Origin of the sequence: Nocardia sp. NPDC051052 (assembly GCF_044456045.1) — a bacterium.
In the GTDB taxonomy this organism is placed as follows: Bacteria; Actinomycetota; Actinomycetes; order Mycobacteriales; family Mycobacteriaceae; genus Nocardia.
Genome location: NZ_JBITFL010000001.1, coordinates 207162 through 230581, shown reverse-complemented (window position 1 = coordinate 230581; position 23420 = coordinate 207162). Strand labels below are relative to the sequence as shown.

19 protein-coding genes are annotated in these 23420 nt (G+C 66.9%); 8 read left to right on the top strand and 11 right to left on the bottom strand.

The window, feature by feature from the left end; all coding sequences use genetic code 11:
• Positions 1–210: 210 nt before the first annotated feature.
• The gene (locus ACIBCN_RS01050) at positions 211–1602 is read left to right on the top strand and encodes a wax ester/triacylglycerol synthase family O-acyltransferase (protein ID WP_396989410.1); all 1392 of its coding nucleotides are present in this window, start codon (positions 211–213) and stop codon (positions 1600–1602) included.
• Positions 1603–1657: 55 nt separating this feature from the next.
• On the opposite strand, the gene ACIBCN_RS01045 is transcribed toward ACIBCN_RS01050, so the two are convergent.
• Positions 1658–2554 (bottom strand): alpha/beta fold hydrolase, encoded by an 897-nt coding sequence (locus ACIBCN_RS01045; protein WP_396989409.1) that lies wholly within the window; start codon positions 2552–2554, stop codon positions 1658–1660.
• Positions 2555–2640: 86 nt separating this feature from the next.
• A complete protein-coding gene (locus ACIBCN_RS01040) occupies positions 2641–3099 on the bottom strand; it encodes a MaoC family dehydratase (protein WP_396989408.1) in 459 nt (152 codons plus the stop codon).
• Positions 3100–3303: 204 nt separating this feature from the next.
• Here ACIBCN_RS01040 and ACIBCN_RS01035 point away from each other — a divergent pair, with 204 nt between their 5' ends.
• The gene (locus tag ACIBCN_RS01035; RefSeq protein WP_396989407.1) at positions 3304–4050 is read left to right on the top strand and encodes a glucose 1-dehydrogenase; all 747 of its coding nucleotides are present in this window, start codon (positions 3304–3306) and stop codon (positions 4048–4050) included.
• A 27-nt stretch (positions 4051–4077) separates the two neighbouring features.
• On the opposite strand, the gene ACIBCN_RS01030 is transcribed toward ACIBCN_RS01035, so the two are convergent.
• Entirely contained in the window at positions 4078–5091 is a 1014-nt protein-coding gene (locus ACIBCN_RS01030) for a YdcF family protein (protein WP_396990150.1), read from the bottom strand.
• Positions 5092–5328: 237 nt separating this feature from the next.
• Here ACIBCN_RS01030 and ACIBCN_RS01025 point away from each other — a divergent pair, with 237 nt between their 5' ends.
• Both ACIBCN_RS01025 and ACIBCN_RS01020 read left to right on the top strand, forming a co-directional pair.
• Positions 5329–6543 (top strand): lipase family protein, encoded by a 1215-nt coding sequence (locus ACIBCN_RS01025; protein WP_396989406.1) that lies wholly within the window; start codon positions 5329–5331, stop codon positions 6541–6543.
• A 72-nt stretch (positions 6544–6615) separates the two neighbouring features.
• Positions 6616–7644: an FAD-dependent oxidoreductase gene (locus ACIBCN_RS01020; RefSeq protein ID WP_396989405.1), complete on the top strand. Its 1029-nt coding sequence runs from the start codon at positions 6616–6618 to the stop codon at positions 7642–7644.
• Positions 7645–7697: 53 nt separating this feature from the next.
• Here the strand turns inward: ACIBCN_RS01020 and ACIBCN_RS01015 are convergent, their stop codons facing one another.
• Positions 7698–7949 (bottom strand): CsbD family protein, encoded by a 252-nt coding sequence (locus ACIBCN_RS01015; RefSeq protein WP_396989403.1) that lies wholly within the window; start codon positions 7947–7949, stop codon positions 7698–7700.
• A gap of 239 nt (positions 7950–8188) precedes the next feature.
• Entirely contained in the window at positions 8189–8821 is a 633-nt protein-coding gene (locus ACIBCN_RS01010) for a LysE/ArgO family amino acid transporter (protein ID WP_396989402.1), read from the bottom strand.
• A gap of 73 nt (positions 8822–8894) precedes the next feature.
• On the opposite strand from ACIBCN_RS01010, the gene ACIBCN_RS01005 reads away from it, so the two are divergent.
• The 3 genes from ACIBCN_RS01005 (at position 8895) to ACIBCN_RS00995 (ending at position 11135) form a co-directional block, all read left to right on the top strand.
• Entirely contained in the window at positions 8895–9767 is an 873-nt protein-coding gene (locus ACIBCN_RS01005; protein WP_396989401.1) for a LysR family transcriptional regulator ArgP, read from the top strand.
• Positions 9768–9900: 133 nt separating this feature from the next.
• Positions 9901–10233, top strand: coding sequence for an Lsr2 family protein (locus tag ACIBCN_RS01000; protein WP_396989400.1), 333 nt, complete (start codon positions 9901–9903; stop codon positions 10231–10233).
• A gap of 170 nt (positions 10234–10403) precedes the next feature.
• A complete protein-coding gene (locus ACIBCN_RS00995) occupies positions 10404–11135 on the top strand; it encodes a PaaX family transcriptional regulator C-terminal domain-containing protein (RefSeq protein ID WP_396989399.1) in 732 nt (243 codons plus the stop codon).
• 29 nt (positions 11136–11164) lie between these two features.
• Here ACIBCN_RS00995 and ACIBCN_RS00990 read toward each other — a convergent pair whose 3' ends face one another.
• On the bottom strand, positions 11165–12799 hold the full coding sequence (locus tag ACIBCN_RS00990) for an acyl-CoA dehydrogenase family protein (RefSeq protein WP_396989398.1): 1635 nt from the start codon (positions 12797–12799) through the stop codon (positions 11165–11167).
• A gap of 85 nt (positions 12800–12884) precedes the next feature.
• Here ACIBCN_RS00990 and ACIBCN_RS00985 point away from each other — a divergent pair, with 85 nt between their 5' ends.
• Positions 12885–13904 carry a crotonase/enoyl-CoA hydratase family protein gene (locus tag ACIBCN_RS00985; RefSeq protein WP_396989397.1) on the top strand — a complete coding sequence of 340 codons (1020 nt, stop codon included), beginning with the start codon at positions 12885–12887 and terminating at the stop codon, positions 13902–13904.
• Positions 13905–13910: 6 nt separating this feature from the next.
• Here the strand turns inward: ACIBCN_RS00985 and fabD are convergent, their stop codons facing one another.
• Genes fabD through ACIBCN_RS00960 form a run of 5 tightly spaced genes read right to left on the bottom strand, consistent with a single transcriptional unit; the run spans position 13911 to position 23394 of the window.
• A complete protein-coding gene (gene fabD / locus ACIBCN_RS00980; protein WP_396989396.1) occupies positions 13911–14753 on the bottom strand; it encodes an ACP S-malonyltransferase in 843 nt (280 codons plus the stop codon).
• Between the two features lie 10 nt (positions 14754–14763).
• On the bottom strand, positions 14764–15729 hold the full coding sequence (locus ACIBCN_RS00975) for a zinc-binding alcohol dehydrogenase family protein (protein ID WP_396989395.1): 966 nt from the start codon (positions 15727–15729) through the stop codon (positions 14764–14766).
• On the bottom strand, positions 15726–17372 hold the full coding sequence (locus ACIBCN_RS00970; protein ID WP_396989394.1) for an FAD-dependent monooxygenase: 1647 nt from the start codon (positions 17370–17372) through the stop codon (positions 15726–15728). Before ACIBCN_RS00970 ends, ACIBCN_RS00975 begins: the two co-directional genes overlap by 4 nt.
• Positions 17369–18907, bottom strand: a complete 1539-nt coding sequence (locus ACIBCN_RS00965) for an FAD-dependent monooxygenase (RefSeq protein WP_396989393.1) — start codon at positions 18905–18907, stop codon at positions 17369–17371. Before ACIBCN_RS00965 ends, ACIBCN_RS00970 begins: the two co-directional genes overlap by 4 nt.
• Positions 18904–23394, bottom strand: coding sequence for a beta-ketoacyl synthase N-terminal-like domain-containing protein (locus ACIBCN_RS00960; RefSeq protein WP_396989392.1), 4491 nt, complete (start codon positions 23392–23394; stop codon positions 18904–18906). Before ACIBCN_RS00960 ends, ACIBCN_RS00965 begins: the two co-directional genes overlap by 4 nt.
• Positions 23395–23420 lie beyond the last annotated feature (26 nt).

Below are 23420 nucleotides of genomic sequence, written 5' to 3'. Positions count from 1 at the left end.
CTGCATGGCCGTAGCAATCATCATACACATATATGAAACCCTGAGTTACATAAAGATCCACAGTGGCTCAACCAGGCATTTCACCCAAACGCCCCACCCGAACCCGCACCCGCCAATATCGTTAGCCCACTTGACAATAGGGTCCACCACTGTGATCCACTTCGCTTCCATTCGTCCATAAACTAGAACGCGTTCTAGTAGTCTTTCGCTATGGAGCGACTAACCGGATTGGATGCCAGCTTTCTCTACCTGGAAACCGGGACACAACACTTGCACGTCTGTGCGCTGCTGATCCTCGACCCCAGCTCAGCGGACTATTCCTTCGAGAAATTCAAGGCCGAACTAGGCAGGCGGCTACCCCTGATCCCCCAGATGCGCCGCCGCGTCTACGAGGTGCCGTTCAATCTCGATCACCCGGTCTGGGTCGAGGATCAGAACTTCGACCTGGACTATCACATTCGGCGCATCGGCATCGCGGCCCCGGCGGGCCGCCGCGAGCTGGCCGAGCTGGTCGGCGATATCGCCAGCCGCCCGATGGACCGGGACCGGCCGCTGTGGGAGATGTCGGTGGTGGAGGGCCTCGACGACGGCAAGGTCGCGGTGATCTGCAAATACCATCACGCCGCGGTGGACGGCATCACCGGCACGAACATGATGATGCACCTGTGCGACCTGGAACCGCACGCGGCGAAGACCCCGCCCGCCGAGGAATGGCGCCCGGAATCCACTCCGAACGACTGGCAATTGCTGGCCAAGGCGGTCGTCAAGTTCCCGACCAAGGCGGGCATCGTCGGCATGGTGCCGAAAACCCTGGGCATGGTGGCCGGTTTCGCGAATCGGCGGCGAAACGACAAGGCGGGCATGGCGTTACCGTTCTCCGCGCCGCGCACCCCGTTCAACCTGGCCATCACCCCGCATCGCGCGGTCGCGTTCACCGAGGCCGAACTCGGTGCCGTCAAGGAGATCAAGTCCGCGTTCGGGGTGAAGATCAACGACGTGGTGCTGACGGTCGTCGCCGGGGTGCTGCGCGCATACCTGGAGAAGCACGACGAACTGCCGGACCGTTCGCTGGTCGCCTCGGTGCCGGTCTCCGTGCACGAATCGTCGCGGCACACCGCGGGTATCAACAAGGTGTCCACGCTGTTCGCCCGGCTCGGCACCGATGTCGCGGACCCGGTGCAGCGCCTGCGGCAGGTGGCCGAGGACAACCGCGGCGCCAAAGCGGAGCACGACCTCATCGGCGCCGACTTCCTCCAGGATTGGTCGAAGTACGCCCCGCCGAACACCTTTCAGCTCGCGGCACGGGTCTACTCGTCGCTGAAGCTGGCCGAACGGCATCCGGTGGTGCACAACCTGGTGGTGTCGAATGTGCCCGGTCCGCCGATGCCGCTGTACTTCCTCGGCGTGCGGGTGGACGGGATGTACCCGTTCGGTCCGGTCTTCCACGGCGCGGGACTGACGGTAACCGTGATATCGAACAACGACGACCTGGACTTCGGCTTCATCGCCTGTAAGGAACTGGTGCCCGACGTTGCTGAGCTGGCCGACGCGGTCCCCGGCGTAGTCGCCGAATTGCTCGCCGCCGCCCGCGAATTGGGTTGATCTACCCGAGTGGCCCTGTTCGCCATCGCCGCCGAACAGGAGCCGAGGCCGTGCCTCACAGTCTCGCGGCGACCGCCCCGCAGGCTTCGATGAGCGCGGGCACGAAGAGATCGGCCTCCAGCACACAGGCCGCATGCCCGCCTCTGATCAGATGAATGCTCGCTCCGGGGATCATGGTCGCCATCTCCAACTGCCGATAGACCGGGATGGCCCGATCCTGCGTCGTGATAACGACGGCGGTCGGCATGGTCAGGGTCGATAGCCAGTCCGTCGCATCGAAACGGCCGACTTCGCCGATCACCTGGGTGATCGCCCAGCCGCTGGTACTGCGCAGCTCGGTGAGCGCCCACCGATCCAATCGTCCCGGCGCCCAGGCGATTTCCGGCATCTCCGGCAGCCGTCCGGCGAATTCCTCGATGCGCCGGAAGGAATACGGCCCGACTGCCTCGGCGAACGCGCCGAACGCCCGATGGAAGGCGCGCTCGCGCCACTTCTCCTGGAACCGATACGGCGTGGAGCACAGCACGAGTCCGTTCACGCGGTCCGGATGCCGATGCGCCGCAGCCAGACTCACCACCCCGCCGAGCGAGTATCCCGCGCACACCGCCTGTTCCACGCCGAGCGCGTCGAGCACAGCGACGACGTCGTCGGCGCAGTCGTCCACGAGGAAGCGCTCGGAGCGAATCCCCCGACCGTGCCAGCGCTGGTCGAACAGGATCACCCGGTACCGCTCGGCCAGCGGCGCCAGCGCCGGAAACCAGTTCAGGTAGGCGGTGCATCCGGTGCCGTGCAACAGGACCAGAGCCGGAGCCCCTTCTGGTCCGGCGATATCGACCACATAGGTGCGCCCGCGTCCTGGCAGCTCGACCAGCCGCCCGCCCGGCACCTCGGCGATATCCGGTACCCGCCGGGCGAAGCGGCGTAGCGCCGCCGAGGATGGTGAGTTCGTCATCGTGCGCCTCCCGCGAATCGCGGACAGAATTAGAACGTGTTCTACACGATGATGCCATAGCGGGTCAGGGCGGCACGCGCGAACGCCTACGCCAGGGCCCGGACAATCGATTCGGCGATGCACACGGGCCTATCGGAGCCTTCTCGCTCGATAGTCGTCGCGATCACCACCTGAAGGCCCCCCGGCACTTCGTCGACACTGACAATCGTAGCCCGCCCGCGAATGCGGGATCCGGCGGGAACCGGCGACGGAAACCGAACCTTGTTGAGGCCGTAGTTGATTCGCGCGCCCGCGTCGGCGATCTCGAAGATTTCCCGCATCACCGCCGGGAGCAGCGACAACGTCAGGTATCCGTGCGCGATGGTCGTGCCGTACGGTCCATCGGCCGCGCGTTGCGGATCGACGTGGATCCACTGCCGATCCTCGGTGGCCTCGGCGAACGCGGTGATGCGTGCTTGGCTGATCTCGATCCAGCCGCTCACGCCCAGGTCGGTGCCCGCGGCGCCGCGCAGCGATGCCATGGTGAAGGTGGTGGGCTCACTCATGCGAGAACCCTAAATCGAGCGGCCCGCCGCGGCGAGAGCATCGGCGGATATTCCATCACCGCAAGCCCGCTGGCCCGCAACGACATTCCCGGCCGCCGACTCCGATGTGGCACCATCGGACGCGAGGCCAACGCCCGATTCGGCACATTTCTGTAACGTGTTCCAGTACGTTGGCGTGAACAAGCGAAAAACGGAGGTGCCTCGATGGGGCGGTTGACCGGCAAGGTGGCGTTGATCAGCGGCGGGGCCCGCGGCATGGGCGCGGCACACGCCAAGGCCATGGTGGCCGAAGACGCCCGCGTGGTGCTCGGTGACGTGCTCGACGACGAAGGCGCCGCGGTCGCCAAGGAATTGGGCGACGCCGCCGCCTACGTGCACCTCGATGTGCGCGAGCCCGCGCAATGGCAGGGCGCGGTCGCCGAGGCGGTGCAGCGATTCGGCTCCCTCAATGTGCTGGTGAACAACGCGGGCATCGCCAACGGCAACCTGCTCGTCGACTTCGAACTGGCCGAATGGCAGCGGATCATCGACATCAACCTCACCGGCACGTTTCTCGGCATGCAGGCGGCCACGCCGGCGATGACCGAGGCAGGCGGTGGGTCGATCATCAACATCTCCTCCGTCGAAGGCCTGCGCGGCAGCCCCGGCCTGCACGGCTACGTCGCGAGCAAATTCGCCGTCCGCGGCCTGACCAAGTCGACGGCACTCGAGTTGGCGCAGTACAAGATTCGGGTCAACTCGGTACACCCCGGCCTGATCAGCACCCCGATGACCGAGGGCATTCCCGCCGACTTCCTGCAGATCCCGCTAGGCCGGGCCGCCGATTCGTCCGAGGTCGCCGCACTGATCACCTTCCTGGCCAGCGACGAATCCTCGTATTCGACCGGCGCCGAGTTCGTCATCGACGGCGGTCTCACCGTGGGCATTCCACACAAGACCTTCGATTCGTGAGCCGCACGCGACCGAACCGCGCCGACCTCAGTAATGGTGTGGCAGGTCGCGAGTCAGGACCAGCGCGAGTACCGGCAGCGCCATCAACGCGAGACAGGCGAGCACGTTGATCCACTTGTAGGCCACGACGACCGCGGCGAACTCACGCAGGATCGCCGAGGGCAGGTAGTAGAAGGCGGTCCGCGCACCGGTGACCTCGGCGTCCAGGTCGAGGCGCCGGGCCAGGATCGCCGTGCGCAGAATATGGAAGTTGCTCGTCACCAGCACCATTCGGGTGGACTCGCCGCGCTCGCCCAGTAATCGCTTGGTGTAGAGCAAGTTCTCCCGCGTGGTGGTCGAACGGTCCTCCAGCACAACGCTGTCCGCGGGCACCCCCTGATCGATGAGGTAGCCCGCCATCGCCGAGGCCTCCGACACGGCCTCGTCGGAACCCTTACCGCCACTGGTGATCAGCAGCGGCCTGCGCCCCGCGGCGATCTCGGCGCGGTACACCTCGATGGCCCGGTCCAGACGGCTGGCCAGCAGCGGCGGCACACGCGCGCCGAGCAGGGCGGAACCGTGCACGACGATCGCGTCCATGCCAGGCCGGTACGGCAGCGACCCGTAGAACAACGAATACAACAGGAAGCTCGCGAACAGAAACCCGACGTAGCTCACCGCCATGGTCCCCGACGCCAAAAGCACGACGACCCAGATATCGCCGGTGAAAATGGCCACCGCGAGCAACACATAGGGCACCAGCAGCGCGACCCCGATTCCGAGCGGAAGCAGGTTTGCGATGCGCAGCCCTTCCCGGCGAATCATCTGCACCCCGTTTACCATCAGCAACCCGGCGAGCACCAGCACGAGCAGCGGCGAAAGCAGCACGAGCAGGCCGGCCAGCACCACCGGAAGATCACCCTTGGCGCCGGATCCGAGCACCCACACGCCGGTGAAAGCCAAGCCGAGCAGCAGAAACACACCGTTGCTCAACCGCCGCCGGTCCGTGCGGAACCTCAGCAGGAACACACCGAGCAGGACAAGGCCGACAACGAGCAGCATCACCGAACCACCGTAACCGGCGCGGCGGCAACCATGCGGCGATGCCACGCCACCGCGGTGCGGATCGGCGGGCTCGCACGGCGCGGCTCCCTCTGGCCATTCCATTTTTCCCATATCGTGTCGCTCGTCCGAACATCGGCCGGGCGATTATTCACGGCCACTTTTCGGATTATCGACTTTCCACATGCCCAAACAATCCCCCGTGCATGTCGTGATGAATGGGAGTCGCTCATCGCTATGTTTCGACACATCCGCCCCGCGCTCGCCGTTGTCGCCCTGCTGATTTCGGTCGCACACGTGGCCGTCGTGCCGGGTTCCGCTGCGGCGCAACCGATCTATCCCAAGCCGGACCCCGACCCCTTCTACGCGGCACCGCCCGACCTCGATCGGACCAAACCCGGTGACGTGCTCGCCGTCCGGCCGATGCCCGCGCTGCTCGGATTTCCCGGAACCACGGTCACGATGATCAAGTTCCGGTCCACCAATTCGGCGGGCAATCCGATCGCGGCCACCACCACCGTGCTGACCCCGCACGACCATGCACCCGGCGGCCCGCTGCTGTCCTATCAGCACATCATCAACGGCCTCGGCACCCAGTGCGCCGTCTCGCGGGTGCTGTACACCGGCGACCCGAATCTCGCGGTGCGCGAGGCGCCCGCGCTCAATACGGTGCTGCTGCGCGGCTGGTCGGTGGCGCTGCCCGATCATCTGGGACCGACCAGCGCCTACGGGGCGGCCAAGCTGGGCGGCATGATCACCCTGGACGGCATTCGCGCGGCCCGCCAGGTCGCGGAGCTCGGTGTCGCGCGGAGCCCGGTCGCGATGTTCGGCTATTCCGGCGGCGGCATGGCCACGGGCTGGGCGGCGGCACTGGCGCCCACCTACGCGCCGGATCTCGCCATCGTCGGCGCGGCCGAGGGCGGTGTCCCGATGAACCTGGTGAAGATGACCGAGGGGCTCGGCTACACCAGGCACCCGGCGTTCGGGCTCGCGCTGGCGGCGGCCATCGGACTCGAGCGCGAATACCCGACGCGGCTGCCGATCAGCGACAGCCTGAACGCCTTCGGCCGGGCGACCCGCGATCAGATCGCCAACGGCTGCACCAACGAGATCCTGGCGGCCGGTGCCGGGCACAACGTGCTGGACGTGGCCAGCTCCACCTCGCTGGCCGACGACCCGAGCGCGCGCTCAGTACTCGAAGAGAACAGCCTGGAGCTCTACGAAGGTGTGCCGAAAATGCCTATCTACCAATGGCGTTCGCAGGAGGACGCGCTGATCCCGGTGGCCTCGATCGACAACACGGTGCGCCGGTATTGCGCGGCGGGCGTGCGCGTGCAGTCGGAGCTGTACCCGAGCCCGGACCACCTGACCACCGCGGTGCTCGGCTCGCCTGCCGCGATGGCCTGGATCGATGACCGGTTCCGCGGCGTGCCCGCGCCGACCGACTGCTGATCGCCACGAAGGCGCCCACCCTCGGGTCGCAGGACGCCACCGCGTCCCGGGGGTGGCACCTAAGGTGGGTGCATGGTCACGATCATCGGCGGTGGAATCGCGGGTACGTTGCTTGCTGGTGCGCTCGCGCGCGACGATCGACCGGTCACGGTCTATGAGAGTCAGCCGACCATCGGCGCGGGACACTTTCTGGCACTGGATGATCGGGCACATGCCGCGTTGACGCGGCTTGGGGTCGGCCTCGATCGGCTGCACGCGGCATCGCACGCACTGACCGAACTGCGCGCGGCCGACCGCTCCGGTGTGCTTCGCAGCGACTCCCGCACCGAACGCAGGCTGTACCTGCGCGCCGACCTCATGCGGGCACTGACCGAATTCGCCGTCGATACTACGGCCGTCCTCAACTACGGCACCCCGATCACCGAGCTGAACAACGCAGAAGGGACACTCTTCAGCGGCGATAGCCCCGTTCCGGCCGACGACGTGATCATCGCCGCCGACGGCATCGACTCCCCCGCCCGGCGTCACCTCGAACCCGAGCGCATCGCCGAATACTCCGGCCAGATCATCATTTACGGCATCACCGATCGGCCGATCCAGCCGACCACCGATCCGTCCGTTCTGCACTTCCACCGCCAGCTCGACGACGACGGCCGACCCGCCAGCACCTTCGGACACTTCTGGAACGACACGATCTCAGTGTGGTTCACCCGCCTGACCCGCGAACCACTCGCTATGCGGGACACCGGATCTCAGCCGCTCGACGGGTGGGCGGCGCCAATTCTGGCGGGTGCCGGCGCGATCCCCGAACTCGTCGAGACCATGCTGGGCGCAACCAGCACCGTGCACGTATCCAACGCGCGCACAGTGCCGCTCGCCGACGCACGGCCCCCGCAGGCGCCGGTGATCCTGTGCGGCGACGCCGATCACGCCATCACGCCGGCCGCGGGAATCGGTGCCCGCGACGCCATCGAGGACGCCGCGGCACTCGCTGAAGCCATCACCTCCGGCGGCGCACCGGCCGCCGCGATGGCCGAGCGACGACGCCAGATCCTCGCCGAGCGCGAGCAGGCAGCCCAAATGTTCCGCAGCGCAACGTAAAACGGCGGCGCGGGGACGAATTTTCGTCCCCGCGCCGCCGAAGCTCTGGCGACTTAAGATTCCTTGCCGCTCTCGTAAGCACTCTGGCGAGCCTCGTTCAAGTTGGCCTCGGCGCGAGCCTTCTCCGCCTCGGCCTCCTTCTTGGCTGCCGCACGCTCGGATTCGGCCTTGTCCTGCTGGGCGCGGCCCTCGCTCTTCAGGCCGTCGTTCCCGGTGATGATGCCCGCGGCTTCCTTCGCCTTGCCCTTGACGTCCTCGACGACGCCTTCGACAGCCTCGCGCGGTCCGCTGTTGTCCTTGGTCATGGCAACTCCTCCAGCTCGGTGTTGGCGGTCATTCGCCGCATACCCGGGCCCCTCGGGCCCAATCAGTACGGGACGCGAAACAGGCTGTGTCTCGCATCACGCCAGTAGCACAGCCAACCCCGTTCTCGCTGAACAACACTCGATACTCCACGACTGCAACATTCGAGTTTCTTGCTGCCCGAGCCCGATCTCGCTTGTCTACGGCCCTGGAACCGGGACCGCGGCACCCAGTTTCGATGTCACAGCGAGGGTCCCGCGAGCAACAAGGCCAGGCCGAGCAGCGTCATCACCACCGCGATAGCGGAATCCAGCACCCGCCACGCGACCGGACGCGCGAACAGCGGGCCGAGCCGTCGGGCACCGTACCCGAGCGCGGTGAACCAGAGGACGCTGCCGAGCATCGCGCCCGCACCGAGGAACCAGCGATCGGGAGTCGCATAGGTGCTGGCCAGGGAACCGAGCAGGACCAGGGTGTCCAGATACACGTGCGGATTCAGCCAGGTCAAGGCCAGACTGGTGGCTACCGTGGCCCCGAGCGCGACCGTGGTGCCCGCGGAACCGACGATCAGCGCCGTGGACGCGAACGCCCGGCGAGCCGCGAGCACGGCATAACCGAGCAGGAACGCGGCACCCGCGTACCGCACCACCGTGACCACGGCGGGCACCGATTGGACGACAACGCCGAATCCCCCGACGCCCGCGGCGATCAGCACGATGTCCGACAGCGCGCACACCGCGACCACCGCGAAGATGTGCTGTCCGCGCACCCCCTGACGCAGCACGAAGGCGTTCTGCGCGCCGATGGCCACAATCAGCGAGAGCCCGAACCCGAGACCGGAGAGGGCCGCCAGCGCGGCCGAGGAGACTTCCATGTCCCTCGACGCTAGGTCCGGCATTATCTCCAGGCAAACTAAAGTTTCTGCACTACCATTACGATTCCTTAACATGGACCTGCAGCTGGATCAGCTCCGCGCGTTGAACGCGGCGATCACCGAGGGCACCTTCGACGCCGCCGCGAAGAGCCTGCGGATCACGCCGTCCGCGGTGAGCCAGCGCATCAAAGCGCTGGAGGACGCGGCCGGTCGCGTCCTGGTGCAGCGCACAAAACCGGTGTGCGCCACCGAATCCGGGCTCGCGGTGCTGCGGCTGGCCAGGCAGATCGAGCTGCTCGCCGCGGACACCGCCACCGAGCTCGGCGAGGCGCATCGGCCGACCCGGCTGCCCATCGCGGTCAACGCCGACTCATTGGAAACCTGGGTGCTGCCCGCGCTGGCCGAAGCGCCGCCCGGCGTCTGTTTCGAAATTCATCGCGAGGACGAGGAACACACCACCCGGCTGCTGCGCGACGGCACGGTGATGGCGGCGATCACCGCCACCTCCACACCGGTGCAGGGCTGCACAGTCGAACGGCTCGGCGCGATGCGCTATCGGCCGATGGCCGAACCGCGATTCGCGCGCACCTGGTTCGGCGACGGCGCCACCGCCAAGTCCTATGCCGCGGCACCGGTGGTGCTTTTCGACCGCAAAGACGATCTGCAAGACCGCCACCTGCGCCGCCGCAGCCGGCAACCGCTGGATCCGCCGCGGCATTATGTCCCTTCCTCGGCCGGTTTCCTCGCGGCGGTTCGGCTGGGATTGGGCTGGGGCATGTTGCCGGACCTGCAAACCCGCAATTTCCGAAGCACCGAGCTGGTTGCCGTCGACGGCGAGGCATTCATCGATGTCCCGCTGTTCTGGCAGCAATGGCGACTCGACTCACCGGCATTGAGCGCGGTTGCCTCCGCGATAGCCGCGACAGCGGCAGAATCGCTGCGCTGAGTACAGCGTATCGGATGCACGATCACTTGGTCTTGCACTTCTACGCCACAGTACATTTCTCCTCGCCGAGTTCGATAAGATACGGTATTAGTATTTCGAGCAATTACTCGTGACTACGCGAAGGACGCATCCCATGGCCAAGAAAGTCACCGTCACCCTGGTCGACGACTACGATGGCAAGTCGAAAGCGAATGAAACAGTTCAATTTTCGATCGATGGCGTGGCCTACGAGATCGATCTGTCCACCAAGAACGCGGGCAAGCTGCGGGTGACGCTCGAGCCGTGGGCGGAAAAGGCGCGCAAGACGGGCCGGGCGAAGCGTAAAGGCACCGGCAAAGCGACTTCCGCGACCGATCGCGAGCAAACAGCCGCGATCCGCGAATGGGCCAGGAAGAACGGGCACAACGTATCGACCCGCGGCCGGATCCCCGCCGACATTGTCGCCGCATATAACAACGCGAACTAGCGCTACCACGGGATTCGTGCCTCGGCCCGGCAGATCGCCGGTGCCGCCGGCCACCGCGGACTTCGGGTGGGCGATGTCTCGCGGCGGGTCGTGGCGCGCTCGTCTGTAGAATTTCGGGTTCGCCCGCCGGAGTTCGGCAGGCGGTCACTCGGATAGGACGGGGTGTGGCGATGCGCGTGCGGAAGCTGACCGCTCGGTCGGCAATTCTGAGTGCGTTGCTCGGGGCGCATCCAGCGGAGGCACCGGTCAGCTGGATCGTTTCGGTAGCCGAGGAACTCGGTCTGCGGCAATCGGCCGTGCGGGTCGCGCTGACCCGGATGGTCGCCCTGGGTGATCTGGAACGCGCGAATGGTGTGTATCGGCTCTCGGATCGGCTGATCGAGCGACAGCGCAGGCAGGACGCCGCGGTGAGTCCCGTGGTGAAAGCCTGGGACGGCGAATGGTTTCTGGCGGTGGTGACGGCCGTCGGCGACGACGCGGCTGCTCGGACGGCTTTCCGCGACACGATGCGCACCCGCAAACTCGGCGAATTGCGTGAGGGTGTGTGGACCCGGCCCGCGAACATTGAGATCGTTCTCGGGCCGGGTGCCAGTCGGCGCGTTTCGGTGTTCACCGCGGTACCGATGGACGCATCGGTCGCGCTGGCCGAAACCCTTTTCGCACCACAGCTTTGGGCTCGCGACGCGCAGCGGCTGCTGCACGAGTTCGCGACTTCGTCCTCGTTGCGGGAGCGGTTCGAGGTGGCGGCAGCGGCGGTGCGGCATATTCTCGACGACCCGCTGCTGCCCGATCCGCTGCTCCCCGCCGACTGGCCCGGGCTACCGCTGCGCGCCGAATACGCGGCGTTCCGAACCGAATTCATGGCATTCGCGGAGCAGCTGCTCGTCACCTCGGAGGCGTAGTGGCAATCGGGGAACTGCGCCGGTCGGTTTCAGTCGCTCGTCTTGGGTGTGGCGCGTTGAATGATCGCGGCGCTATCAATACCTGTCGGTAAGGTGCCGAAAACGTCGCCGTGTTCGCCGCCGAGCCTGCTGACGGTGAACGCGTCCGCGACCGCCGGGTGGCCGTAGCGAACGAGCAGCGACGCCTGAAGTACCTGCGCCATATCGCCGACGATGCGGCGGGCGCGATGCTGGATGGTGTCGAAGTCGCCGAATTGCTGTTCCAGCCGGACGATCGCGGCGTCGAGGTGCGTGTCGGCGCCCGAGGCACGTTTGACTTCGTCGAAAAAGGCGCCCAGGGTTTCCGGCTGTTTGGCCATGGCGCGCAACGTGTCGAGCGCGGCGACATTGCCCGACCCCTCCCAAACCGACATCAACGGCGCTTCCCGATAGAGCCGCGGCATCCGCGATTCTTCGACATAACCGTTGCCGCCCAAGCATTCCAACGCCTCGGCGGCATGGATCGGGCCGCGTTTGCACACATAATATTTGCTCACCGCCAACGAGATTCGGCGCAACTGGTCGGCGCCGTCCGCCCCGGCCGTCGCCCGATCGGTGAGATCGGCCAGCCACATGGCGACCGTAGTCGCCGCCTCCGCTTCGATCGCGAGATCGGCGAGCACATTGCGCATCAACGGCTGATCCGCCAGCGTCGCACCGAAAGCCGTGCGATGCGCGGCATGGTGCGCGGCCGCGGCGACTCCGGTGCGCATCGCGGTGGCGGTGCCGATAGTGCAATCCAGCCGGGTGAGGTTGACCATTTCGATAATCGTCGGCACGCCACGACCTTCGGCGCCGACCAGCCAGCCGAGGGTGTTGTCGTATTCGACCTCGCTACTGGCATTGGAATGATTACCCAGTTTGTCCTTGAGCCGTTGCAGCGCAAAGGTATTGCGGGTGCCATCGGGCAGCACGCGCGGGACGAAGAAGCAGGAAAGCCCGCCGGGCGCCTGCGCCAGCACCAGGAACACATCCGACATCGGCGCGGAGGTGAACCACTTGTGCCCGGTGATCCGGTAACTTCCGTCCGGCATCGGGGTGGCGGCGGTGGTATTGGCTCGAACGTCGGAGCCGCCCTGCTTTTCGGTCATCGACATCCCGGCGAGCAACCCGCGCTTGGACAGCGGCGCTCGCAGCACCGGGTCGTATTCCTTCGCACACAACAGGGGTTCGTACTGCGCGGCGAGTTCGGGAGCCGCACGCAGGGCGGGGACGACCGCATAGGTCATCGAGATCGGGCAGCCGTGGCCCGCGTCGACCGGGCCCCACACGCTTAATTTCGCGGCCCGCGTCAGGTGCGGGTTCGGCCGGGTGTCCGCCCACACCGCGCCGTGCAACCCGAAGCCGACCGCGTGCGTCATCAACCGGTGATAGCTCGGGTCATAGCCGACCTCGTCGATCCGGTTGCCGTAACGATCGTGCGTCTTCAGCGTGGGTGGATGCGCCTCGGCGAGATCACCCAGCTCGATGGCTTCGGCGCTGCCTGCCAGCCGTCCGATCTCGTGCAGCTCGTCGAGCGAGTGGTCGGCGCCCGCGCGGTGCAGCGCCTCGAGCAGCACCGGCTGCTCGGCGGCGTCGTAGTCGACGAGCGGGGGAACCTGATTCGTTACCGCGTGGGTGGGCATGAAAATAGTATTACAGCGTTCCGTCAATTGACACAAGTATGTAATATTAGTGGGGAGTTTGCCCCGTCATAGTCAGGAAACCCTGTTGTCAGACTTCGAGAATCATTCCGGCACCCGCCCGGCCGCTTGGTATGAGGGACTTACCGAAGCGCCCGATTCGCCTTGGGCCGACCGCGCACTGCCGCCGACGGAAACCAGCTACCGCACGCTCACCTACGAGGTCACCGGCCGGATCGCGCGGATTACCTTCAACCGCCCCGAACGCGGCAACGCGATCACCGCTGACACTCCTATCGAGCTCGCGCACGCGGTCGAGCGGGCCGATCTCGATCCGCGCGTCCACGTGATGGTGGTTTCCGGGCGCGGAAAAGGTTTCTGCGGCGGCTACGACCTGTCGATCTTCGCCGAGAACGGACTGGAACCGGCGGACGGCGCGGAGTCGCCTACCGGCACCGTGCTCGACCCGCAGGTCCAGGCCCGCAATCACAATCCCGCGGGTACCTGGGACCCGATGGTCGACTACGCGATGATGAGCCGATTCAACCGCGGCTTCGCCAGCCTGCTGCACGCCAACAAGCCGACGGTCGCCAAGCTGCACGGGTTCGCCGTCGCGGGCGGCACCGACATCGCGCTCTACGCCGACCAGATCATCTGCGCCGACGACACCAAGATCGGCTACCCGCCCACCCGGGTCTGGGGCATTCCGGCCGCTGGCATGTGGGCACACCGCCTCGGCGACCAGCGCGCCAAGCGACTGCTGTTCACCGGCGACTGCCTGTCCGGCAAGCAGGCCGAGGAATGGGGCCTCGCCGTCGAATCCGTGCCCGCCGATGAGCTCGATGAACGCACCGAGGCGCTGCTCGAACGCATTGCCCGGATGCCGATCAACCAGTTGGTCATGGCGAAGCTGGCGTTGAACAGCGCGCTGCTCGCCCAGGGGGTGGCGAACTCCGGCATGATCAGCACCGTCTTCGACGGCATCTCCCGGCACACCCGCGAGGGTTACGCCTTCCAATTGCGTTCGGCCACTGTGGGTTTCCGGGAGGCGGTGCGGGAACGCGACGAGCCGTACGGGGATTGGAAGCGGGCGCAGTTCGACAAGTAGTCGCGGTCAGGCGGCGATCTTTTCGATCATCGGAGTGAGCACGCGGCGGGCGCCGGTTTCGATGAAGCGGGTCTCGCCGCGGCGCAACAGCAGTCGGATGCTGTCGGCCCAGCGGACCGGCGCGCAGATCTGTGCGGCGAGCGAGGCCCGCAGGCCGGCGTCGGCGTGGAGTTCGCCGGTCAGGTTGGCGACCACGGGAATTCGGAGATCGCGGATCGGTGCGGCGGCCAGGACCTCCGCGAATCGGGTCCGGGCGGCCGCCATCAGCGGCGAGTGGAAGGCGCCGCTCACCGGTAGCACCACGTAGCGGGCCGCGCCCGCGGCGAGGAAATGGTCGCGCGCCGAACGAATGTGCTCGGCGCTGCCGGAGATCACCACCTGGTCCGGTGTGTTCAGGTTCGCCACCCAGATGCCGCCGCCGGGGCTATCCGCGGCGGTGGCCTCGATCCGCTCGGCGGTGAGCCCGACCACCGCCGCCATCGCGCCACCGCCGGCGTCGCCCATCAATTCGCCGCGCCGGGCCACGATTTCGAGCCCGGTGGCGAAGTCGAACGCGCCCGCCGCGAACAGCGCGCAGTACTCGCCCAGGCTGTGGCCGAGCAGATACGACGGAGGCAATACCGCCTTACGTTGAAAACGTAAGTAGGTCAAGACATTCACGGTGTAGATGGCGGGCTGGGCGTACCGGGTCATGGCCAGGCGCGCGCCGCCTGCCTCCGTGCACACGTCGCGCACCGAGTAGCCGAGGACCGCGTCGGCCTCGCGCACGAGATCGGGAAACTCGTCGAACAGTCCCTTGCCCATGCCGGGGAACTGCGAACCTTGGCCGGGGAAGACGAAGACAGGCATCGTTCGGCGCTCAGTCGCCGAGTTCGGTGAAGACGAACTTGTCGTTCGCCCCCGCCGCCAACTCGCGATAGGTCTCGATCGCCTGGTCCAGCGGCCGGGCGACGATGCCGGTCGGCGCAGGCAGGGCACCCGAGTCGAACAGCTCGCTGAGGCTGTTGAGCGAGGCGGCGCTGGTAATGGTGTCGTGCCTGGCCGAGTTGACGCCGACGAGGGTGCCGCCGCGGCGGTAGAGGTCGAGCACCGGCACTCGCTCGTGACCGTCGGCGGGTGCGGCGATCACCGCGATGTGACCGCCGGCGCCGAGCGCGGTGATCGCCGCGGGCAGCCAGAAGCCGGTGGTGTCGAATACCGCCTGGGCGCCGTCGCCGAAGCGGTCACGGACCTGTGCGGCGAACTTCTCGGTGTCGTCCAGCACGATCGCCTCGATACCTTGGGCGCGCAATTCCGCTGCATGTTCCGAACGGCGTACGCCGGCAACGACATCGCCACCGCGCGCGGTGGCGAGCAGGTAGGCGGCCGTGCCGACCGAACCCATGCCGATGAGAACCAGGCGGGTGCCCGCGCCGACGCCGATCCGTTCGACGGCCTCCCACGCGGTCAGGTAGGGCACACCGGAGGCGGCGGCCTCGGCGAAGGACAGGCTGGTGGGTTTCCGTGCGGCACCGGCCGCGGGCAGCGCCAGGTATTCCGCGTGCGAGCCGTCGCGGACGAACCCGAGTTCGCGGCCGCTGCCCCACACTTCCTGGCCGATCAGCCCGGCCGGGCCCGCCACGATGACACCGGCGAAGTCACGGCCCGGGGTGCGCGGCACGGTCGTGTACGGGAACTTGCCGAGTACATTCTTGAAGTCGCTCGGGTTGACGCCCGCGGCGTGGATGCGCACGACGACCTCACCCGAGACCGCTTGCGGCCGAGGCACTTCGGCCAAGAACAAGGCATCGAGGGAACCGATCTGGTCGAAACGCAGTGCCTTCATTGTCCGTCCTCGGTGTGCGATGTGAGTAGGTCCCAATAGGCCTCGAGCGTTCGATGGTCGCCGTGCCGGAATACCGCCGCCACGTAGCCGTCGGGGCGGATCAGCACGCCGGTGTATGGCGGCACCCCCAGCTGTGCGCGCCATCGTCCCGAAACGTCGAACAGTACGTTGCCGCCGTGCGGTCGCCGGTACTTCTGTCGTGGCGACGGCCGGTCGTAGACGACATAGCTGAGCGTCCCGTGCTCGGCCTGGGTCGTGCACGCTTCCGGTGGGACGGTGTCCTCACCGGCGAAGATGAGCAGCACGTGCCGGTAACCGCCCAGTTCGGCCAGGAGCCGCAGCGGGTCACCGTTCGCGGTCTCGAAGGCGCAGTGCGGCATGCGTTCTCCCACGCGCACCCGAGGCCCGCCCGGTGTGCTGCCCGGTGCGGGGCGTGCGAAAAGGCCGCCCGCGGGGTAGCCGACGCGGTACTGGCTGACCTTCGCGAGTTCTTCGGCATGGAACTTGGGTAGGCGGAGTAGATAGTTCTGATAGCGCAGCAACCGCCGCTTGAGGCGATTGCGGCCGAAGATGCGCTCGCTGAGCATGTTGTTGTAGGCGAACAGACCCATGGCCACCGGATGCCGTTCGTCGTGATAGCTGCGCAATATCGCGGTGCCGCCGTGGCGCAGCGTGCTGCCGAGCTTCCAGGCCAGGTTCATCGAGTCCTGGATGCCGGTATTCAATCCCTGTGCGCCGATCGGGCTTTGGACGTGGGCGGCGTCGCCGACGAGGAAGATGCCGCCCACCTGTAGGCGTTCGGCCAGATATTGGCGTGGATTGAAGCGGGTGAGCCAGAACGGTTCGCCGAGTTTCACGTGCGCGAGGCCGACGGTGCGCAGCAGCTCGTCGAATCGGCGCAGGATGAATTCCTCGTCGACTGCCGCGGCGGCGGTGCGCGACGTGGAGATCAGGCGGAAGTAGCGTCCGTCGATCGGCAGGATGGTGAAGAAGGTGCCTTCATCCAGATAGAACGCGTGCCGATCCTCGGGATGATATGGGAAACCGGCCATTTCGATGTCGGCCATGATGAAGGTCTCCGACTGTTCCGCGCCGTCGAAGGGCGTGCCGATCACCTCACGCACCCGGCTCCGGCTGCCGTCGGCGCCCACCACATAGCGTGCTTCGACCGTCGTGCGGGTGCCGTCGGCCGCGGTGAGGGTGCAGACATGGGCTGCCCCCGACTGCGCGACCTCTGTGAGGGCAAGGCCACGTTCAACGAGGATGCCGCGTTCGGCCATTGCGGCGGTGAGGATTTCGATCGTTCGGCGCTGGCTCAGGTGCAGCACACCGTGGAACTCGCCGTCGAGTCCGGCCAGATCGGTGACCGCGATGGGGTTTCGTCGCTCGGTGTAGTGATGGATGCGACGGGAGAGGATGCCCTCCTCGAGGAAACGGTCGGCGACGCCGAGCATCCGGAAGCATTCGAGCGTCCGTGGTGTCAGCGTCATCGCCTTGCTCAGCTCCGACCAGTGGTCGAGCTTGTCGACGATGCGGAATCGCACGCCATTGCCCGCCAACGCCAAGGCCATGGTAAGTCCGACCGGGCCCGCGCCCACGATGAGGACGTCGACCTGCCCTGTGCCGTTTCGGCTTTCGATCACCGGGCACCACCACGGGACAACTGCCACGCCGACAGGCATTCGGCGATCCGAGGGGCCATGGCGTCGCGGTACGCGGCGAACACGAATCGGTCCGGCCGCAGCACCACGAAATCGGCGGCGCCGATGGCGCGCACCAGATCGCCGGTGGCGTCGTCGAGCACGAGCACCCCGGGTTTACTCGGTTCCCCGTGTGCGCGTACCTGGGCGACCACCGTGTCAGCACCGAGCAGCGCGCGCCAGCCGATGGCGGAGATGCGGCTATGGGTTCGTGCCAGTACCGCGAAGCCGTGGCCGAGGAGATCGTCCAACGGTTGGGTGATGCCCTCGTGCAGAACCACAGGCTGCGGGAACATCTTTCCGCCGCCGGCCTTTTCGTCGAAGAAGCCGATGTCGTATTCGGGTGCGGGTTTGGCGCGACGCTGGTCTGCTACCGACAGTTCGAGCGCGTCCGGGGCCTCGCCGCTGTCCCCCTCGATCCGGCGGGCGAGGTGCCGCACGAAAGCCACGGTGCGGGTGAGGTGGCCGCCGCGTTCGGTGTCGTAGCTGTCCAGGATGTCGGCGGGCAGGCGGTCCTGCAGCACGAAGGCGATCTTCCAGGCGAGGTTGATCGCGTCGCGAACACCGGAGCACAGGCCTTGGCCGCCGTAGGGCGGAACGAGGTGCGCGGCGTCGCCGAGCAGGAAGACGTTTCCGTGGCGTAGCTGTCCGGCGTGCCGGAAGTAGCGTTCGTATACCGCGGCCCGCACGACGTCGACCGGGTGATCGGCGACCAGTGGTCGCAGTGCCTCCTGAATATATTCTTGGCCAACGGTTTCGGCTCGTTCCGCCGCCCCGAGCCGGCATTCGATGCGGCGCAATCCCGCGGGGAGGGAGATCGACACCATGGGTTGGTCGGCGGTGTCCTGATGGCGGTCGCGCATGGCCGCCGCGAGGACGTCGTCGTCACGCACGTCGACCACCAGCCACTTCTCCTGCTGGGTGTCGCCGAGGAGCTCGACGCCCAGTTGCTGGCGTACCCGGCTGCGGCCGCCGTCGCAGGCCAGCAGGAATCGGGCGGACGCGCGCAGTTCGTGGCCGTCGGCGTCGCGCATCAGGGTGACGATTCCGCCCGCCTCGTCGAAGTCGATGAATTCGGTGCCCTCGCGCAGTTCGACCGTGGGCAATTCGGCCAATCGGGTACGCAGACCTGCTTCCAGGCTCGGCTGGAGGAAGGTAGCGAGGAATGGATGTCCGAACGGGCCTGGCGTGGCGGGCGGCTGAAAGCGCGAATAGCCCGCCGGGGACAGGTATTCGATGGTTGGCGAGTACCTCAGTTGCGGCAGTTGCGTTTCCGCGATGCCGGTTGCCTGCATGGCGCGCATGGTCTCGTCATCGATGCCGATCGCGCGTGGGTAGGTGTACATCTGCTGTCGGCGTTCCACCACCAGCGTGTGCACGCCGTATTGGCCGAGCAGTACGGCGGTGAAGAGGCCGACCGGGCCCGCGCCGACGATGATCGCTTCGTATTGCGTTGGGGTGGTGCTGGATCCGTTCATCGGGCGCCCCTCGCGAGAATGTCCAGCACGTCCCCTCGGCATTGTTCGGGGTGCAGGAAGAAGTGGTCGCCGTCGAGGACGTGCAGGTCGAACTCGGCGGATGTCCAGGCGGACCAGTCCCGCATGTTCGCTTCCGTGACGCGATCGTCGTTGCGGCCGTGCAGGGCGGTGATCGGCACCTCGAGGGCCTTCGCTTCGGCCTGGCGGAAGCTGCCGACCATGCGGATGTCGTTGGCCAGGATGGGCAATGCCATCCGCAGGAATGCCGCGTCGGCGTCGGCGGCGGGGAAACGCAGTAGGGCGGCGAGGTTTTCGAGTTGCGGCTCGGTGAGGTCGCGGATCTCGTTGTCACTCGGCAGGTCTGGGTAGCCTGCCTGCCGTAGCTCTTCCCGGCATGCCAGGTAGAAGGGGTTTCCGGTGTGGTCAGGGCTGCTGAACGCGCCGATATACAGGTGCCGTGGTCCGGGGTGGCCGCGGTCGCGCAGGTTGAGGGCCAGGAGGTAGCTGATCAATCCGCCCGCGCTGTGGCCGTAGAGTGCGAACGGTACGTCGCCGGAGCGCAGTACCTCGTCGGTCAGTTCGTGCACGATGCGGTAGACGTCCGGCACCAAGGGTTCGGCGAGTCTGGTGCCGCGACCGGGTAATGCGACCGGGCATACCTCGATGTCGGCGGGCAGTAGGGATTGCCAGCCGTGGAACAGAAGGGTGCTCCCGCCGCCGTAGGGGATGCAGAGGAGCCGGAATGGCGCAGCGGAATTGCGCTGTGGAAGATACGGTTTCGCATTCGAGCGGAGTTCCTCAGCGGCAGTTGCGGAGCGCAGTCGGGCGGCCAGTTCGGCGATGGCGATGCCCTGTACGAGATCCCCGAGCTCGACTCGCTGGCGCGGGTCGACCGGTTCCAGCGCTCGGTACAGCCGGGTCGCCTGGACAGAGTCGATGCCGAGCGCGGCGGTCGTGTCGGCGGAGCTGAGGTCGGCGGTCGGGAGGCCGGTCAGTTCGGCGATCAACCGGCCTATCGCGGCCTCGAGGAGAGTCTGAGCCGCAGGCCCGTGGGCCGCGTTTATCTCGGTGATCTCGGCCGATGACAAGCGCAGCGTGTCCGCCGAGCCGTCCGAGGCCGCGATGACCGAGTCGATGCCACTGTCGATCCAGCGGACAGTGCAGGCTCGGCATTCGACGATGGTGGCCGCGTCCGCGTCCAGTAGGGCGAACCGGCCGATCACGCTCTTGCCGTCGGGGGCGAGCTCGACGCCGTCGACCCGAATGGTGTGCGGCGCCACCGGTTCGCCGGGTCGCACGATCAGACCCGCCATCCGTTCGACCATGAACGCGGCGCCCGCCGGCACGACGTCCGGCATGAGGACGTGGAAGACCTGGGCGCACGCGTCGAGGATGCCGGGGGCGACGCGGGTCGCCGCGCGCTCCGTACGGATGGCATGCGCGGAATCGATATCGGCGATGGCGACGGTGCCGTGGCGGCGCACGGCGCCAACCGCACGAACGCTCGGCCCCAGCCGCAGACCGCGGTCGTGCATGGCGGCATAGAACTCGGGGCCGGTGTATGCGGTATCGGATCCGACTGACGCGCCAGCGATTTCGGCGAAGACCGCTGGCGGGTCAGAACGCTTCGCCAGTACTCCGGAGACATGATTCCGCCAGCGGTTCGCCTCCGAGTCGACTAGCGAATAGAAGTCGAACCGTGGTGTGGCGGAGTCGATGTCGTCGAAAGTCAACCGCACCGAAACCGGCGTGTCCGCCACGATGAGCGCGGCGCTGAAGGTCATCTCCGCGATGTCGAAGCGAGCATCGGGGGCGAGCCGGTCGGTCGCGCGGAGCAGCATCTCGACGAAATACCCGATGTGCACGATGTTGTGGGTGTCGGCCAGCGGGAGCACGCTGTTCGCGAGTACGAAGTCCAGCTCGGAGCTGTCGCCCGGTGCGGGATGGGTGCGGGGTTCCAGTGGGTCGCCGAGAGGTACCGCGGTTGGCTCCTCCCGCAGCGACTCCAGGACGTAGACGGACTCCTCGTAAGCCGAGGTTGGCACCTGGACTCGCTGAGCCCCGGTGCCTTCGTACCAGGCTGCCCAGTCGACCTCCGCGCCCAGCTCATACAGGCGGACCAGGGCTGCCAGCAGCGCGTCGGCGTCCGAAGCGAGTTCGACCACGGAGAGTGCGTCGGCCATCGGTCGAGTCGGTGTCGATTCGAGGCCGAGCACCACGGCCACGCGCGCTTCATGGCCGACACAGAGACGCGCGGTGCGAGCGAGATCGGGTGTTGCTTGTGCGGCTTGCCGCCAGTAGTCGGGATCCAATGCCGTGCGTGGGCTGAGGAATTCGCCGGTGGCCGGGCAGATCACGGCGGCTTCGAAACGGAATGCCTGCGCGGGCTCTCGCGTTGCCGGGCCGGTCCCTTCCGGTATCCGCAGGGCGGCAACACCGGTCGGCGTCAGCAGGCCCGGCTCGTCTCCCGCCGCGGCGAACAGGTCGATCAATTCGCCGACGAGGCAATCCGCGCTGCGCGCACCGGTTTCGATAGCCGTCGCGTACATGCCGATGCCGTCGGGGCACCAGATCTCGGGCTCGATGCCGAAGCCGCGCCACATCCGGATCAGGCCGCACAGCACGGCCAGTTGGTGGCACGCCGCCGTCACCGGGCGGTCGGCGCGGGTTCCCCTCGGCAGTGGCGTGCCGCGATGTGTCGTCCATGCGGCGGCGACGGCGTCGAAACCGTCGCGGAATCCGCTGAACGAGCGATGCCAGCTATCCGCTCGCGAATCCGGTTGCCGCGGAATCAGTCCCGACACGATGAAGACCGGCTTCAGCGGGCCGGTTCGGGTCAGCACCGATCGGGTCGTGAAATGGGGCGTAGCGGAAAGGGTTTCGAGTGCGTCGAGCAATTCGGCGCGATTCGTGCCCGTTACGTAGCTCCGATAGGGGCCGTGCGCGCGGCCGGTGGCGTAGGTGAAGCACACGTCCTCGGCGTTCGCGTCGGGCGTGGTTCGGAGGTATCGCACCGCGTCTTCGATGGTGGTCGCCAAAGTGTTCGCGGAGCGGGTACCGAGGAGCAGGGCGTGCGTGCGTCGCTCGGTGCTCGCGGTGCGTGGCCGCTCCTCGGGGCTGCCGATCACCGCGTGCGCGTTGGTTCCGCTGAATCCGAATGAGCTGACCGCGGCGATCAATTCGCGTCCGGGGACGTCTAGCTGCGCGTTGGGGACGCGCAATCCCAGCTTGTCGAAGTCGCTCGGGTGGCTGAGCGCGTCGTATCCGGGTTGGGCCGGGATGCGGCGATGTTGCAGCACCAAAACCACTTTGAGTAGTGAAGTCAGTCCCGAAGCGGCCTCCAGATGGCCGATCTGGGCTTTGTTCGATCCGACGATCAGTGGCCGGTCCACCGGACGATCCTGGCAGTAGGCCGCGCTGGCCGCCGTCATCTCGATCGGATCACCCAATGGTGTTCCGGTTCCGTGGGTTTCGAGATAGTCGACCTCCGATCCGCGCAGGCCAGCCTTGCGTAACGCCTCGGTCAGCAAGTGTCGCTGCGCTCGTCCGTTCGGCACCGTCAGACCGCTGCACCTGCCGTCGTGATTGACGGCGGTGGCGCGCACCACCGCGAGTACGCCGTCGCGATCGTTGTTCGCGTCGGACAACCGCTTCAGCACTACGACGGCACCGCCTTCGCCACGCCCGTACCCCTGGCCGTCCCCGGTGAACGGGTGGCAGCGGCCATCCAGCGACAGCGCGCCGAATCCCGCCAGCGCACCCACCACCGACGGGTCCAGCAGTAGATTCACCCCGCCGACCACCGCGATGTCGCAGTCACCGTTGCGGATGCCCGCGCAGGCCAGATGCAGGGCGACCAGGGACGACGAGCACGCGGTGTCGATGGACAGCGCGGGCCCGGCGAAGTCGAAGGTGTGGCTGATGCGCCCGGACACGACGCTGTCGAGGGTGCCGGTCGCCACGTAATGGCCAGGCTCCCCGGACTTCCGGGCCAGCGCACCGTATTCGCCGCCGATCACGCCGAAGTAGACGCCGACCTTGCCCGTCATCCGCCACGGGTTGTACCCCGCCCGTTCCAGTGCCTGCGCGGTGAGCTTCAACGCCAGCCGCTGAGTCGGGTCCATGTCGCGCGCTTCGTTCGGCGAGATGTTGAAAGGCCTTGGATCGAAACGCATTACGTCGCGATCGAGATAGTTCGCCGTCGCGTAGGCGGCCGCCGCGGGATGCTGCGCGAAATACCGACTGTGCACGTTCCGCAGCCACTCGCTCGCGGGAGCGTCACGCTCACAGGACTTTCCGGAGTTCAACAGTTCCCAGAAGGCTTCCGGTGAATCGACACCGCCGGGCAGCTCACATGCCGTGCCGATGATGGCAACAGGACCCGCGGCAGCGCCGCCGGTGGCCGTCTCCCGGTTCAGCTCTCGAATCGTCGCGAGCGACTTCCGTAGCAATGCTCTGAGCTGTGCATTTTCTTCTTCGGGTGTCATCTGGATTCCTCGATCGAATAGCCGGG

Coding starts and splice junctions, on each gene's coding strand:
- ACIBCN_RS01050 (WP_396989410.1), top strand. CDS start 211: ATGGAGCGACTAACCGGATTGGATGCCAGCTTTCTCTACCTGGAAACC.
- ACIBCN_RS01045 (WP_396989409.1), bottom strand. CDS start 2,554: ATGACGAACTCACCATCCTCGGCGGCGCTACGCCGCTTCGCCCGGCGG.
- ACIBCN_RS01040 (WP_396989408.1), bottom strand. CDS start 3,099: ATGAGTGAGCCCACCACCTTCACCATGGCATCGCTGCGCGGCGCCGCG.
- ACIBCN_RS01035 (WP_396989407.1), top strand. CDS start 3,304: ATGGGGCGGTTGACCGGCAAGGTGGCGTTGATCAGCGGCGGGGCCCGC.
- ACIBCN_RS01030 (WP_396990150.1), bottom strand. CDS start 5,091: ATGCTGCTCGTTGTCGGCCTTGTCCTGCTCGGTGTGTTCCTGCTGAGG.
- ACIBCN_RS01025 (WP_396989406.1), top strand. CDS start 5,329: ATGTTTCGACACATCCGCCCCGCGCTCGCCGTTGTCGCCCTGCTGATT.
- ACIBCN_RS01020 (WP_396989405.1), top strand. CDS start 6,616: ATGGTCACGATCATCGGCGGTGGAATCGCGGGTACGTTGCTTGCTGGT.
- ACIBCN_RS01015 (WP_396989403.1), bottom strand. CDS start 7,949: ATGACCAAGGACAACAGCGGACCGCGCGAGGCTGTCGAAGGCGTCGTC.
- ACIBCN_RS01010 (WP_396989402.1), bottom strand. CDS start 8,821: ATGGAAGTCTCCTCGGCCGCGCTGGCGGCCCTCTCCGGTCTCGGGTTC.
- ACIBCN_RS01005 (WP_396989401.1), top strand. CDS start 8,895: ATGGACCTGCAGCTGGATCAGCTCCGCGCGTTGAACGCGGCGATCACC.
- ACIBCN_RS01000 (WP_396989400.1), top strand. CDS start 9,901: ATGGCCAAGAAAGTCACCGTCACCCTGGTCGACGACTACGATGGCAAG.
- ACIBCN_RS00995 (WP_396989399.1), top strand. CDS start 10,404: ATGCGCGTGCGGAAGCTGACCGCTCGGTCGGCAATTCTGAGTGCGTTG.
- ACIBCN_RS00990 (WP_396989398.1), bottom strand. CDS start 12,799: ATGCCCACCCACGCGGTAACGAATCAGGTTCCCCCGCTCGTCGACTAC.
- fabD (WP_396989396.1), bottom strand. CDS start 14,753: ATGCCTGTCTTCGTCTTCCCCGGCCAAGGTTCGCAGTTCCCCGGCATG.
- ACIBCN_RS00975 (WP_396989395.1), bottom strand. CDS start 15,729: ATGAAGGCACTGCGTTTCGACCAGATCGGTTCCCTCGATGCCTTGTTC.
- ACIBCN_RS00965 (WP_396989393.1), bottom strand. CDS start 18,907: ATGAACGGATCCAGCACCACCCCAACGCAATACGAAGCGATCATCGTC.
- ACIBCN_RS00960 (WP_396989392.1), bottom strand. CDS start 23,394: ATGACACCCGAAGAAGAAAATGCACAGCTCAGAGCATTGCTACGGAAG.